Origin of the sequence: Paenibacillus sp. cl6col (assembly GCF_900102125.1) — a bacterium.
Taxonomy (GTDB): Bacteria; Bacillota; Bacilli; order Paenibacillales; family Paenibacillaceae; genus Paenibacillus_B; species Paenibacillus_B suaedae.
The window spans coordinates 38162-54842 of record NZ_FNAZ01000009.1 but is presented as its reverse complement, the minus strand read 5'-3'; the positions used below and the strand labels follow the sequence as shown (position 1 = coordinate 54842).

General features: G+C 48.3%; 1 protein-coding gene. It reads right to left on the bottom strand.

Annotated elements, in window-relative coordinates; genetic code table 11:
* Positions 1-70: 70 nt before the first annotated feature.
* Complete coding sequence (locus BLS15_RS21495; RefSeq protein WP_090513701.1) at positions 71-16678, bottom strand: hybrid non-ribosomal peptide synthetase/type I polyketide synthase; 16608 nt, start codon at positions 16676-16678, stop codon at positions 71-73.
* Between the last annotated feature and the right edge of the window lie 3 nt (positions 16679-16681).

Here is a 16681-nt window from a genome sequence, read left to right as displayed (position 1 = left end):
TGAACAGGATGTACAGCATTCAGCAAGCCGTCACCAAGAAGAGTTGCCGTGATTGAATTCAGAAGCCAAGTTAGTGCACGAGGGTGTATTGACCATGGAGATATGAACGAATAAATGCTTGGATAACGTCTGCGTTGAGACCGAGCGGGCTTTCCAAGTGAATACGCAGTTGTTCTTTATCGTAGTTGACGGAAATGGATAGCTGAGCTGGAGCACTGGCTTCCTGTTCAATGGATGAGTTCCGGAAAGCATCAATCTCCTCTTGTGATGCATAGCCTTGGAAATTATAGAGTACAAGAGCTTGTGGCTGCCCGCCGCTGCGATAAGATGCATCCAGCAGACTCGCAAGTTCGACATATTCCCCTGATAGCTGCTTATGGTACAGCAGTGACAAGAAGTTAATCGAATGTCGTCTGCAATGCTGCATCACATCTTGTAAACTAGCTGCCGGTTGTCCTTCGTGCAAAAGCACGGGGATAATATCTAGAAATTCTCCTACGCTGTTGTAGAAATCCTGATTCTGATAGCTTCTTCCATAATGGATCATCGCGAGCGGAACGTCGGTTATTCCTGTATAGGAACGCAGTAAGGCGCCAACCAAGTCAAACGAATACTGCCATGGGTCTGCTATGTTCGTCAATGCAATCGGGATGGACAGCTCAAGCTCCGTAACATCTCGGTTCGGAACGTAGAGCAGACTGTCCATGATAGAGCTGTTCTGCTCTTTCCATACTCGCAGCTCATGGTATTCGATGATATCCTGTTCCGTGATACCTACTGGCCCCTTGGACAGCAGTGTTACATAATCTGCATACGGCTGAATAGGCTCGTCGTCCCTGCCTGCTATCCCCTGTTCAAATTGACGACGCACAACTTCTGCACTCATTCCATCAAAAGCAATATGGTCGAATCCCCATAGAATCTGATGGGTATTATCTGATACGCGCAGACAGCACAATCTCCAAGGCAAATGTCCCGCTATATAGGGTTCTGACAAAATAACGCCAGTAAAGCCGTCCACAAGACGTTGTTTTGTCGTCTCGCGATACGTCCGCAGATCGATATACGGAATGTGCTGAGCGATGAATGCAGAGAGAGCGGTACTATCATACTCACTCCAAGCAGGCTCATCCTCCCCTTCCATTACGCTATGAAGCAGCTGATTGCGCTGAATAATTGTGACTAGCAAGTTGCGAAGGAACTTCTCGTCCACATCGTGAATAGAAGTAACAAATCCGCTGACTTGAGCCCCGAATGCTCCGTGTGCGAGTTGGACAGGCGACAATGGGAAACGGCCAACTCGATCCGCTGAAGCCATCATTGTGGAAATGAGAGAGCATGAGGCACGTACATGCTGCACAAGCAACAGGATCTGCTGCTCAGAAAGCTCGGCCGCTGCTCCCTCTCTCCATGGGTCGTCGTGCTTATGGAGAAGTGAGGCCGAACGAGAGCTGCTCAATCCACGAAGCGCAGCCAACTGCTCGACTGTCGGATACATGAAGATCTCATTCACCTTCAATTGAAGCCCAGCTTGCAGCAGAGCCTGAACAAGTGCGATAGCCTTAATGGAATGCCCCCCATGCTCGAAGAAATCGTCTGTAATACCGAGTCTCTCCTGATCCAGCACTTCTTGCATGCAGCGCAGAATCGTCCGTTCGACCTCGGTTCTCGGAGCCGCATATGTCGACTGACCCTGCTCATTCTCACTGATGTTCTTCAGGGCCTGACGATCGATCTTTCCATTTATATTGAGAGGCATTCTTTCAAGCTTGATCAGACGAGCAGGAATCATATAGGCTGGAAGCTGTTCGCGCAGCAGTGCTTTCATCTGCTCTTGATTCCATCCCTGTCCATGCGCACGGTCTGCCTGCTCAACGGTATAATAAGCGACCATGTACATGCTGCCGGTTCGATCTGTTCTCGGTAATACAACTGCCTCCTTCACGCCGCTGATGAGCTTAATATGATTTTCGACCTCTCCAAGCTCAATCCGGAAGCCTCTGATTTTGACTTGGAAATCAAGTCGACCAATGAAGCCAATCTCCCCTGTAGGAAGCCTCCATACCAAGTCCCCAGTTCGGTACAGCTTGCCCGTTTTGTCGAATGGATCGTTCACGAATCGCTGTGCGGTCAGTTCATCCCGGTTTAAGTATCCTTTGCTTACGCCCGCTCCGCCGATATACAGCTCGCCAGGTACATATGGAGGCACTAATTGCCCTTGCTGATCCAAGATGTACAGCTTGGTCTGGGAGAGCGGATATCCGATTGGAATGCTGTGCACGTGCTCGTCCGTATGTCCGATTGGATAGTAGGCAGCAAATACCGTCGTCTCCGTTGGCCCGTACCCATTGATCAATGTATCCGGCCCTAGGTACTCTACCGCTTTGCGTGCATGCGGTATCGAAATGGCTTCCCCGCCAATCAGCAATTTCCGGACATGCTTCAGTGCGGTTACATCCCAATCCACCAGCATATTGAACAATGCTGACGTGATGAAGAAGGCCGTGATTCGCTCCTGCTCAATGAACTTGGCCAACTGCGCAATTTCGATTGCCGAGTCCTTCGAGATGATGACTAAACAAGCACCATTCAGAATCGCTCCAAAAATATCGAATACCGAACCGTCAAATGCGTAATTGGACATTTGAAGCATCCTGTCACTGTGCAGTATCGTCACGTAATTCGTGTTCTTCACAACACGGGCTACATTACGGTGACTAACAAGTACTCCTTTCGGTGTCCCAGTCGATCCTGACGTATACATGATATATGCTGTATCGTCTGCATCTCCGATATTAGAACCGATATAGGTTGTCCATGATGGTGACTCGTGAGATGCATCGTCATTTTCCGCTGACCGATCTTCCTCACGATCCAGCAACAGTCGAGGGAGTGACTCGTCAAGGATGGATTGCAGCGCTGAATCTGTGAGGATGAGAGAAGCACCGCTATCCTCCAGCATGAAGGCGATCCGAGACTGCGGATAATCTGGGTCGATCGGCACATAGGCGCAGCCCAGCTTCAAAATAGCTAGAATGCTCACAATCTGCAGCGGCCCTCGATCGAGCAATATTGCTATATGATCTCCCTGTTGAACATGCTCGTCTGCGAGGCGTGTGGCGAGCCTGTTCGCTCGGCTATTCAACTCTGCATATGTCAGTTCTTCATCATTCCACACAATTGCAGGGCGCTGCCCATACAGCTCCACCTGTTCTTCAAACAACTGTGCAAGCGTTGGATGGTCTGCTTCCAGCGTAACTGCTGGATTCAACTCGTGCAGAAGCCACTCTCTCTCCTGTGGTGTTACAAGCGTAAGCTCACTCAGCCTACGAGTTGTATCTTCAGTCAGTTGCGTAAGCATGTGGAGCAATCGCGTTCCATAAGATTCGATTCGATGTCTGGTGAACAAACTCGTATTGTATTCCAAGGAAGCCACATAGCGATTGTTCCGTTTCTCGATTGTCCAAGTGAGGTCGAACTTCGAATCCTTGTTCATCATTGGCCTAGGAGTTAGTAATAATCCGTCTAGTTCCAATTCCTCCGTGCCCATCGTAATGTAATTGATAACGACATCAAACAGCGGATTTCTTGCGATGTTCTTCTCGATATGAAGCTCCTCAAGTAGCATCTCGAACTGGCAATCTTGATTTTCATAGGCCTTCAGCATCTTCTCTTTCATGTATTGCAGGTACTCGTCCACGCTCAGGCTTTCATCAATTTGTGAACGGATTGCCAATGTATTGACGAACATTCCTACGATCGGCTCGAGATCGGCATGGCGTCTACCTGCAATTCCTGTACCCACAATAAGATCCTGTTGGCCCGTAAGCTTCCATAGCGAAAGCTTCAAGACAGCCATGAGAATCATATACGGGGTCAATCCTCGCTCAGATGCCAACTGTTCCAGCCGCCCACTGAGTGCTTCACCAAATTCGAATTCCACTTCATCGCCCGAGAAGGTAAGCACAGGCGGTCTTATGTAATCTGTCATCATATTGAGCGTCGGAATCTCGCCTGCAAATTCTTCTTTCCAATATTGAAGCTGTGTACCAAATGCTTCGCTCTTGAAGAATTCATTTTGCCAAGCAGCAAAATCCTTATATTGCAGGGACAGTGGCGTTAGTGTCTTGCCGGCATACAGTGCTTGCATCTCTTCTAGTAAAATCGCTATCGAATACTGATCCGATATAATATGGTGCATATCGATGAGCAGAATGTGCTTCTCTTCGTGTATGGTCGTCCATCTTACGCGGAGCAGCGGCGCTTGCGCCAAATCAAACGGCCGAATGAAAGACTTGATTTCAGCTTCCACGTCTTCCTCTGTTGTAGTGTTGAATTCAACGACGGAAGGCACCTCGTCCTCAATGATTTGGACTACTTCTCCATTCACGATCTGGAACCGAGTGCGCAGCGATTCATGTCTTTGCACAATTTCATCAATGATTGACTTGCATCTTACCTTGTCAAGCTGCCCTTCCACCACATATACGGAGGCCAAATTGTAAGGAACCGCATCGCCAACCAGCTCATGTACGGCATACATGCGCTTCTGCGCAGATGAGACTTCATAATAAGGCTTGTTCGCAACAGACTGAATCGCCATGAATTCCTGCTCGTCAGCGCGGTTTGTCCATATCCAATCCACCATCTGGTCAAATACGGCATTATCGAATATTTCCGTCAATGACATATCCAGCTTAAATGCTTGTTGCATGTTGGCGGACAAGGAAATGGCCTTCAACGAATGACCGCCGATGACGAAGAAATCATCCTCAGCCTTTACCTCGCCGCAGCCGAGAAGCTCCTGCCATAATTCTGCTAATTGCTCACTGATGGTATCCCGACTCCTAATACTGGATGACTGACCAATCTCGATCTGCTGAGCTTGCGACAGGGTTTGGACACATGAACCTTCTTCCTTACGCTTCAGCTCAAATGCATTAAGAATCACATCATGCTCATGATACGTCGCATCGAACACATAGGTCGGCAGCGGGATACGCTGTCTTCTGCTCTCCGGATGCAGCATCGACCAATCGATCTCGAAGCCTTCACACCACAGCTGGGCAAGCAAGTGTTGGAATTCTATCCAGCTAGATGCTCCATTCCCACCAGCTTGCAGCCTATGAACCGGCGGCGAATCCTGCGCCTCCGTTCGATGTGAATGTTGGGATGCGGCAGACGCGTAATCCGAACATTCGCAACCGATCGCAACGACACTTACACTGATTTCTTCAATAGTGCTGCTATTGTGGCTGACATCAATGAGCGGAATTCGGGATGTATGGAGTGGATAATGCAACAGTTTCTTTCTTACCGCCTCTGACCCGGCACCATTCACTACAGCCTCTAGCGCCCCTTTTTCCAAACCTTGCAGCCATTTCCCGCTTGTTTGTACCCATTCAACCGCGTGCTCCAAGGCCAATACACCAGCAACCGTTAAGGCACACACCTCACCAATGCCTTGACCGAATAGTCCATCTGGCAGGACACCAACATCGATCAAACTCATTGCTATCCCGTAACTGACAGTAAACCATTCCAATGCAGGGTCATCTTGCAACTGATGGAAGGCATCCCTCTTATCGAGTTTCGTGCATGCAATCACATGTTCCACATGGCGGTTGAATGTTGCCGCTAGCGGATGTAGATTTCGCTCCTTAGATGTATGCCAATCGCGACCTAATTCGCGATAAGCCCCCGCTTCCGCTGCAATATAAAAGTGAGCGGTCGGTCTGCCGTCCTGAATACGCAATCCAGATTGTTGAAGGAATTGCTGCATTTCCTTCGTCTCATATGGTAAACCTCCATCTAAGAGGAGCGCCTTGCGGTATTCGAACGGCTTGCGCCCCATTTGCAATGTCCAAGCGGCATCCGAGATATGGACTTCTGGATGGCTGTGCAAGTACTCCAACACAGCCTCACTAGTATGGGTCAGTGCCGATTGACTCCTAGCCGAGAACAAGAGCAAATTGACAGGTTCCGATGTCTGGACTCGGCTTATTTCTGGCGGCTGCTCCAGCACGACGTGCACATTCGTTCCACCGATGCCGAAGGAGCTTACACCAGCCCGCAAGATTTGACTCCGATCCGTCCGATATTCAGCCTGTGTATTCACATAAAATGGACTGTTCGCGAAATCAATTGCAGGATTCGGCTTCGTAAAATGAAGTAAAGGCGGAATCGTTCGATGGTACAGGGACAGAACGGTCTTGATGAAGCCTGCCACCCCTGCCGCAGAATCGAGATGCCCGATATTCGCCTTTACAGAACCGATGGCGCAATAGCCTGTCTTCTTCGTATCCCATGCTTGCTTCAGGGCTTCGATCTCGATCGGGTCTCCCAATTTCGTTCCTGTCCCGTGTGCCTCAACATAGTGGATATCCTCAGCCGATACGCCAGCCTGTCTAAGAGCAGATTGAATGACCTGGGCTTGACCGCTCACACTAGGAGCCGTGTACCCGATTTTCTCAAGGCCATCATTATTCATTGCCGATCCCTTTATGACACCGTAGATATGATCGCCATCTCTAAGGGCTGCGGCTAGAGGCTTGAGGAGTACAACCCCACATCCATTGCCAGATACGGTTCCCGATGAATCCTCTGCGAACGGCTTGCAGTGCCCGTCTTGGGAGAAGATCATGCCTTCATGCCATAAGTAGCCTTCCTTGCGCGGATAGGAGATGGACACTCCGCCGGCAATCGCCATATGCGACTCACCACGCTGCAGTGACTGTACCGCTTGATGAATCGCTACTAATGAAGTTGAGCAAGCGGTTTGCACATTGAAGCTAGGCCCTTTCAAATTGAGCTTGTATGACACACGGGTCGTCAGAAAATCTTTTTCATTCAAGGTAATCGCTTCGAATGCACGAAGCAGATCTTGTTGATGACCTAAGAATTGAATCATCCAAGGAAGATTGGAGCCACTTCCGGCAAACAGGCCAATTAACCCCTTGTATGCGGAAGGATTGTATCCCCCATTCTCCAGCACTTCCCATACGCATTCATGAAGCAGCCGAATTTGCGGATCCATCATGTTGGCTTCCTGATAGGGATAATCGAAAAATGCGGAGTCAAAATACTCGATGCCATCAAGATAACCTTTTGCTTTCACATATTTCGGATGAGACAGCAAGTCAGCATCCACACCAGCTTGCAGCAGTTCTTCGTCTGAGAACTCCACAACTGACTCTACGCCAGATACGATATTATCCCAAAATGCATCAATCGTAGGCGCTCCTGGGAATCGTCCCGCCATCCCTATCACTGCGATATCTGCTATCTCATGACTTTTAGCAGCAACTGGAGCAACTGGCATTGCAAGACCAATGTCCTGCAATTCTGAAGGAATGCCGATACTCTTGACTAATGATTCAACCGTTGGATATTGGAACAGCTGCATTAACGGAATGGAGCGCCCGATCAGGGAATTGATCCGATTATTGATCAGGATGAGTCCCAATGAGTTCCCGCCAACGTCGAAGAAATTATCCCGCACGCTAATGCGCTCGGTTCCGAGCACATCCTTCCAAATATCCAATATCGCCTTCTCCAATCCTGTTGAAGGCAATTTCGTTTGTCCCGTCATTTCCGATGACTCTTGTGGGAGCGGCAGTGCTTTTTTGTCAATCTTTCCATTTGGAAGCGTCGGCATCTCTTCTAGCTGACGAATAAAGCCAGGAATCATATAATGAGGCAGCTTCTCTCGCAACCACGGCTTGAGCCATATATGCGCTTCTCCGTCAACATCCGCTTCTTTTTTAACCGTGCAATATAATCCAAGCTGTTTGTTCCCGCGCTTATCGTCGTAAGCAGCAGCTACAGCCTGTCTAATATGTTCATGCTTCTGAACTACCTTCTCGATCTCATCAAGCTCCACCCGATATCCGCGTACTTTGATCTGCGAATCCAACCGCCCCATCAGTTCGATTTCGCCATTGACAAGCAATCGTCCACGATCCCCTGTGCGATAGAGGCGGCAGCCCGGAAGCTGTTCCGTTTCGAAAAATTTGCGCTTCGTTCCCTCCGGATTGTTCAAATATCCGCGTGCAAGTCCATGTCCCGCCAAGCATAATTCGCCGTATACCCCTACCGGCTGCAGCAGTCCAGAATCGCTGATGATATACGCCTGTGTGTTCGCAATCGGCTGTCCAATCGTAACCGACTTGGAAGCCGTCAATTCCTTCACAACCGACCAGATCGTTGTTTCTGTCGGGCCGTACATATTGAACAGCCTTGCTTTGGAACGGGTTTGCAAGTCTTTCAACAAGGCGTCAGGATAATTCTCCCCTCCGCTCAAAATACAGGCAAGCTGCTTCAGCGCAGGTGCAAAATCCGAATTCTCAACAAACGCCTTAATTCGCGATACCGTGCTTAACAGATGCGTAACCTTGTGCTCAACAATTTTCTCATTCGCCAGCATTGGATCCAACTGCTCATTTTCATTGGCAATATATACGGAATGGCCAGTGCACAGTGGGACAATCGACTCGAATGCGAAAATATCAAAGGATAACGTCGTTACACAAATGACACGATCCTCTTCGTGCTGGAACACACCTCTCTGTTGAATATCTTGAATGAAATTGAGGATAGAGCCTTGATTGATCATGACTCCTTTCGGCTTGCCTGTTGAACCTGAAGTAAAGATGACACAAGCTAAGTTGTTTTGATGAGTTCGTGATACAGGATTGCTGCAGTCTTCTGTATTGTGATTTCTGATAGAGTTTATGATCTCTCTGCAATCTACCATTTCCCCTGCAAACTCGATGCCCGCTTGATACTCTTGTGGACATAATAGAATATTCACATTGCTCTCTGTGAGCATGTACGTGATTCGTTCCTTCGGGAATGCTGGATCGATCGGAACATATGCTCCGCCTGCCTTCAGCACCGCCAGGAGTGACACGATTAAGTACTCATCCCGTCTTGGCATCACGCCAACCAGCGTATCCGCTGTAACACCTTGTTCAATCAAGTGGTGCGCGATCGCATTGGCTTGTTCATTCACTTCGCGGTACGTAAGCTGTCGTCCATCGGATACGATAAGCGCCGGTTTGTCTGGTTGTGTTCGTGCATGCTGTTCGAACAGCTCTACAATTACTAGGTTCTCGTCATATGGCAGCGCTGTATGATTCACATCAGTCACAATCCATAACTTTTCTTCTGGCGTCAAGAAATCGATCTGACCCAGACTGGTATTGATATCCGTTGTGATGCGCTGCAAAATGGCCTGAAAGTGTCCGATCATTCGCTGCACAGTTTCCTTGCGGAATAGTCCCGTCGCATATTCAAGAAATCCTTCTACTGTCTTCTCCTTTTTGTTTTCCTGACAGGTTAATACCAGATCATAAGCGGACGTTGTTGTCGGGAAAGCATATGGTGCAAACGAGATGCCATCGATTTCAAGATCATGAAACTCCATATTTTGAAAGTCGAAGCAGACATCAAACAGTGGATTGCGGTTGAATTCTCGTTGCAAGTGCAGACGGTCAACGAGTTCGTCAAATTGGCAGTCTTGGTTCGAAAATGCCTTCAGTGCGTTCTCCTTCACTTCATGCAGAAACTCCGAAAACGACTTCTGGCTCAACGGACGGTTCCGCATCGCAAGCATATTCACAAACATGCCGACGGTATCTTTCGTCTCTTCTTGCGTTCTTCCCGCTACAGGCGTACCGACGATAATATCCTCTTGTCCAGAATAACGGGCTAGCAGGACATACCATGCACTCAACATCATCATATACAGCGTCGTTCCCGTTTCTTGAGCCAGTTGAATGAGCTTCGCCGCGCAATCTTCTTCAATGTGGAAATAAATCCGGTCACCATGGAAGTCCTTTACAGACGGTCGTTCATAATCTGTCGGCAATTCCAGCACAGGCAGTTCACCGTCAAGCTGCTGGAGCCAGTATGCCCGCTGATCGTGAATTTCTTGTCCCGCAGACTGCTGCTCCGCTTGCCAGACTGCATAATCTTTGTACTGAAGAACCGGCTGCGTCAGCTCCCCGAAATACAACGCATTGAAGTCCCTCGTAATAATCTCCATGGATGTGCCATCCGCAATGCTGTGGTGCATGTCGAACAACAACAGCTGCTCGTCCGAGCCTGTACGGATGAGTTCGACTCGGAACAATGGCGCACTTCCTAAAGAGAATGGCTTAATAAACGAACGAATCAATGGCATGATATCCTCGTCATTGAAACGGTCTATTTCCCGATACGTAAAAGGAATATCTACGGAATCATGAATGATTTGAACGGCTTGATCGCCGATAATGTCAAAGGAAGTCCGCAAAGATTCGTGGCGCAACATGAGCTTTTCCAGTGTTTGTTCTACTCGGGTTCTGTCCAGCAGCCCTCTAATCTTCGTAGCAGATGGAAGGTTATAAGCAACGCTGCTTGGATCAAGCAGATGCAGTGCATACATCCGATTTTGAGCAGATGACAATGGATAATAATCTCTTTGTGCCGCAGGTGTGATTTGCACTTGCTGATAAAAGTGTGCTGAATTCTCATGCAAATGAGCGACCAATGCGCTCGGCGATGAATAGGTGAATAAATCAAAAATCTCCACCTTGATACCTGCATGCTGCTGAATCGCATGAGCCAAGCTAACCGCCTTCAAGGAGTCGCCGCCGAGCGAGAAGAAGTCTTGATCGCTTGCAATCGTGTCGAAACCGAATACAGATTTATATGCATCCAATACCGCCTGCTCTAGTTCACTCTGGTTACGAAGTGTCGCTGCCACTGTGAGACGATCCACATGATTCTGCGAATGCTGAGAATAAGGCGTTTGATGCACAGCAGCATTTGATCGTGGTAATGATGCTTGTGGAGCGCTATGTGCAATACCTATTGGGAAATGTCCTTTGTCAAACACATAGGTTGGCAGCGACACACGCTTGCGAACAGTATTGCCTCGCATGGCTTTCCAATCGAGATCGACACCTGCTCCCCATAGGAGTCCTAGCTTATGATGAATATATTCCACATCATCCAGCGCCTCTTGCGGATGGCGTATTAAGTTCATGAAATGTTGACCGGCAGCCTGGGATTCATGTTGTCTCGCAAATGTACTTAAGGTACGACCCGCCCCGACTTCGATGAATACATCGTGCTCCGACTTTAAGATTTGTGTCAGGCATTTGGCGAAGTTCACTGGTCGCAAAATATGCGCTGCCCAGTAGGACGGCCGATTCATTTCGCTCGGCGACACCCATTCTCCGCTCACATTCGAGACGATCGGAATACGAGGCTCGTTGAACCGATAGGCGGAGAGTCGCTTCTCAAATTCACGCGCAGCCTCCTCCATCATCGGCGTATGGAAGGCATGGGATGTTTTCACCCGAACTGCCTTCCAGCCGAGCTTCTCGCACTTCGCTTCGAATTGTGCAATCGCTTCTTCCCGCCCGCCAACGACGCAGCTATTTGTCGTATTTTCCAGCGCAATCCACACATTCGGAATCAGTTCCGGCTCTGCCATGCTTGCTGCCGCCATAACGGCAAGCATTACTCCTGGCTCCTGCTGCTGCATCAGACGTCCGCGCAAGCGAACAATCTCCACCGCGTCCTTCAGTTCGAATACACCTGCGACCGTAGCTGCGGCAAGTTCTCCAATACTGTGTCCAATCATTCCTGCTGGCTTCACGCCAAGCTCCAGCATCGTAAGCGCCAATGAGTAGCTTGTGGCAAACAGTGCAAATTGACTGTTCTCCGTCTGATTGATTCGTGAGCTATCGCCAACGCCGTATATCATATCCTCGAACATCAGCCGTTCGTCTTCAGTCAGGCATGACAGCACATGATCCATATGCCGCTTGAATATGCGGGATACTGCGCTTTGTTCAGCGGAACGGTACAAGGAACGACCCATTCCTTGGTACTGGCTCCCTTGTCCTGGAAACAGGAAGTATACCTGCCGCTTGGCTGGCTGCACCTCATGAACAGCAGCGTCTTGCAGCTGTTTCAGCAGAAGCTGTGGATCATCGGCGTAGCGGTTATTCACGACGAGCGCCTTACGGTAGGCAAATGGCTTCCTTCCTATCTGTAATGTCCATGCCGCATCGGTAACGTTAATGCTTGGGTAGTCTATCAAGTGCTGTACAACATTGTACGAGGTGTTGACAAGCGCCTCCTTGCTCTTGGCGGAGAACACAAGCAAATTCACCTGCTCCGGATCGCTGCTGTCCATCATGCTCGGAGCTTCCTCCAATACCATATGGGCGTTCGTACCGCCAACCCCGAACGAGTTGATGCCTGCTCGGCGCTTGCTGCCTGTACCGATGGTCATCCACTCCATTCCTTGTGCCTGCACGGTAAATGGCGTACTCGCAAAATCAATTTTGGGATTCGGTTCCCTATAGTTAACCGTTGGCGGGATATATTTGTGCTTCAAGCTAAGTGCGACCTTCGCCAAGCCGACCACTCCAGCAGCTGTATCGGTATGCCCTACGTTGCCTTTCACCGAGCCTAACGTACAAAATTGCTTCTTTTCAGATGCGAACGCCTTCGTTAAAGATTCCACCTCGATCGGATCGCCGAGCGCAGTGCCTGTTCCATGAGCCTCAACATAGGTTATCGTTTCTGGATCAATGCCTGCAACACGATACGCCTCCTGGATAACCTCAGCTTGTCCTTCCACACTTGGCGCCACAAAACCAATCTTCTGTCTTCCATCATTATTAATCGCGGAACCTTTAATGACCGCATAGATATGATCGCCATCCTCAATGGCATCGTCCAATCTCTTCAGCACGACTAATCCCATACCGTTCGAGAACATGGTTCCCTTCGCCTTGGCATCAAATGGCCGGCAGTGTCCATCCGGAGAAAACATCATGCCTTCCTCGTAATAATAGCCCCCCTCATTCGGCAGTTCGATCGTGATCCCACCAGCCACAGCAATATCGCATTCGCCAAGAATTAATGACTGACACGATAAGTGAGGGGTAACCAGCGTTGTCGAGCAGCCTGTAAGCGCTGAATAAACTGGCCCTTTAATATCCAGCTTATAAGCGATCCGAGTCGCCAAGAAGTGATTCGTGCTCAGTGTAAAAGCTTGATACTTGTCACTAAATCCACTTTCGCCGAACAGAACCTTTTGATACCATTCAAAATCATCAGACCCGCCAAGAAACAACCCAATCTTCGAGGTGTCAGATCCGGGATAATATCCGGCATCCTCTAATGCTTCCCATGTCCCTTGATAGAGAAGACGAAGCTGTGGCGACATCATCTGCACTTCACCTGGTGTATATTCGAAGAAGTTTGGATCGAACTCCTCAATGCCATCAATGCGTCCTTTTGCCTTCACATAATTCGGCGATTTCAGCATGTTGGGCTGAATGCCTAATTCGAGCAATTCTTCATCCTTATAGAAATGGATGCTCTCTACGCCGCCTTTTAGGTTATTCCAGAAATCATGAATATTGGAAGCACCGGGCGCGTGAATGGACATGCCGATGATCGCGATATCCGATCGTACGACTTTTCTGTCCCGTTGGAAAAATGATTTCCGATCGGTAATCGTCTCTTCCTCAGCTTGATTGAAATGATCAGCCAGCAATCGTACAGTTGGATATTGGAACAGCAGCGTGATTGGGAAATCCTGCGTCAATGCTTTTTTCAGCTTGTTGTGCATTTGGATTAAGGCTATGGAGTGACCGCCGATTTCAAAAAAACTATCATCCACACCGACATGGGTAATTCCAAGTACCTCTTGCCACACAGAGGCAATAAGAACCTCTAAATCGGTATTCGGTGCTGTGTCGCTTGATGAAGCTGCATCTAAATAGTCTTTGTCCGCGATCAGCGCATTCCGATTCACCTTCCCGCTCGTATTGAGAGGAAGCTCTCTTTTATGTACAAAGAAGGAAGGAATCATGTACGCTGGCAATTCCTTGGATAGGTGCTCCTTCAATTGAGCCACTGGAATCTCATCGTCAGAGAGATAATAGGCGCACAACGCAGCTGACTTGCCTGTCTCCTTCTTCACAACAACGATAGCCTGCGTAATTCCTTCCATCTTCGACAGCACATTCTCGATTTCTCCTGTCTCGAGCCGGACACCGCGCACCTTTTCCTGAAAGTCAATTCGTCCGAGAAACTCAATCGTTCCGCTTGGAAGCCAGCGGGCCAGATCCCCCGTGCGGTACATATTGTGGAAGTAATCCGGGTCGCTCCCTTCTTGATAGAACGGATTCGCGACAAACTTCTCCTTCGTCAGCTCATCCCGATTCAAATATCCCCTTGCCAACCCGACACCACTAAGACATAATTCACCTGCTATCCCAATCGGCTGTAATTGATCTTGCTTGCCTACGATGTACCAGCGCGTCTCATTGAGCGGCTCACCAATTGGAATCGAGCGTGTTGTATCGTCGCCCCTAATCGAATAATGGGAAGCCCATATCGTGCATTCCGTTGGACCATATACATTTTCAAGCTTAATATCCGTATGCAGCGAATTGAATTTATGCAAAATATCCGGCGTTACGGCCTCCCCTCCAATACATATCCACTTCAAGGAGGCTAGCTTTGACAGATTGTCCGCATTATCCAGCAGTTCCAAAAAGGCACGGAACATCGTAGGGACAAAATTGATATGAGTAACCTTATGCTTGTGTATCTCCTCCAAAATGATTTGTGGGTTTTTCTCTCCGTCTGGCTCCAATACGAGCAAGCTGCCTTCTCCCATAAACCAGCCAAACAATTCCGTTCCGGAAACATCGAACGTATGCGGTGTTTTGAGTAGGTACAGATCATGTTCTTCCACCGGAAAACGTCTTTCTAGATCAATCAATGTATTCACGACACTATGATTCTCGATCATGACGCCCTTCGGCTTGCCGGTTGAACCCGAAGTGTACATAATGTAGGCCAAGCTGTATGGATCCAGCTGTACTCCGGGCATCGAGTCATCCCCGCTGAAAATGTTCGGATCACTCAGGTCAATGAGACCTACTTCCCATTCTTCTTCGAATGGAAGATCTGACGTAGTGATGAGATAGGACACATTCGCATCTTCAAAAATAAATTGTTTTCTAGCTGACGGATACGTTGGATCTAGAGGCACGTATACACATCCCGCCTTAAGAACCGCTAATAAACTAATGACTAAGTTAGCTGATCGTTCCAGCTGAATGCCGATACAGGATGGAGTTCCTTGCGTTTTCTGAAGGATATTGCGAGCCAATTGATTAGCTTTTGCATGAACACTAGCATATGTCTCAACTTGGTCTTGGTCGATCAATGCCTTTCGTTCCGGATGCTTAGCGACCTTGGAGTGGAATAGTTCAATGATGGTACGAGGTTCGTATGTAAAATAGGAAGTTTGATTAAATTGTTGCAGGATAAGGCTTCGTTCTTGCTCCAACAGCAACTCCGCTTCTCCGATCTTGATGTCTGCCTGTCCGCTTACCAGTTCCAGCAGTTTCATGAAGCGAAGACCTAATAAATCAATCGTTTCATCTGCAAAAAGTTCTGGCTTGTATTGAAGTTTAATCAAATCTTTGTGAGGGGTATGTTGCAGGATAACCATTAGGCTGCCGGGAAATGTTACGCGATCTTGATCGAGGATTTCTGCCTTAAGTTCGTACTGATCGCTGTCTTCTACGATATCATATACGAAGCTAACATCGAAGATAGATGGAGTTCCCGGCAATGGGAGCAATTGATTATCTCGCATAATCAGATTGTTCGGATAACCGATATGCTTGTAGACTTCGATAAGCTCCTTCGACACTTGCTGCAGTGCTTCGGAGAAGCTCTGTTCATCCTTCAGCAGCAGACGCATTGGCAGCATATACACAAAGCAGCCTATCGATTCCTCGAAATCCATATCAGGACGATATGAAAATGGTGAGGAGAACACAACATCCTCTTGCTGCGTATAACGATTCAACAGTACACCGAATGCGGCCAATACAAACATAAAGGTCGTAACTTCCTGTTCCCTCGCCTGTGCATGAATCTGTTGCAATAGATCAGATGAGATCTCGATTCGTTTTTCCTTGCCGATGCCATGAACTTGATGTCGAATAAAGTCGTTCGGCAAGGCAAGAGGCTCTGCACCTATCATCTTATTCGCCCAATATTCTCTTTCTTTGTCGTACCCTCCCTGAGCAAGTTTTGTATTTTCTTGGCTCATGAAGTCGGTAAATCCCGTATTCGGCTTTATTTCAATTGGCTCTTTTCGTGCGAGCTTATGATCGTATTCCAAGAGCTTTTGCTTCAACACTTCGAGTGATAATCCGTCGGAGATGATATGGTGAATGCTAATGAGAAAAATATGCTTCTTGTCAGATAGCTTAATCAAGCTTGCGTGAAATAGCGGAGCTGCTGTGAGGTCAAATACTCGGCTTAATAACTCTTGCTCAACCTGAAGCTTTACCCGTTCTTCCTGAAGTTCAGTTTCTGCAGAGAAATCTAACTTTGTTAGTTGAACATTGATTCGGTCGTGGACTACGAGGAGAGGCATTTCATCACTGACATCAAGACTGCATCGCAAGGCTTCCTGCTCCTCAATGACTAGATTCAGAGCTTGCTCTAACCGAGCCTCGTCCACTCCTTCAAGCATGATGGAAGCTGTGATGTTATAAGAGAGCGGGTCGTCAATTTGGCAATCGAAGAATATTCCCTTCTGGACTTCTGTTAATTCTAGTCTGCGCGTTACCATAAG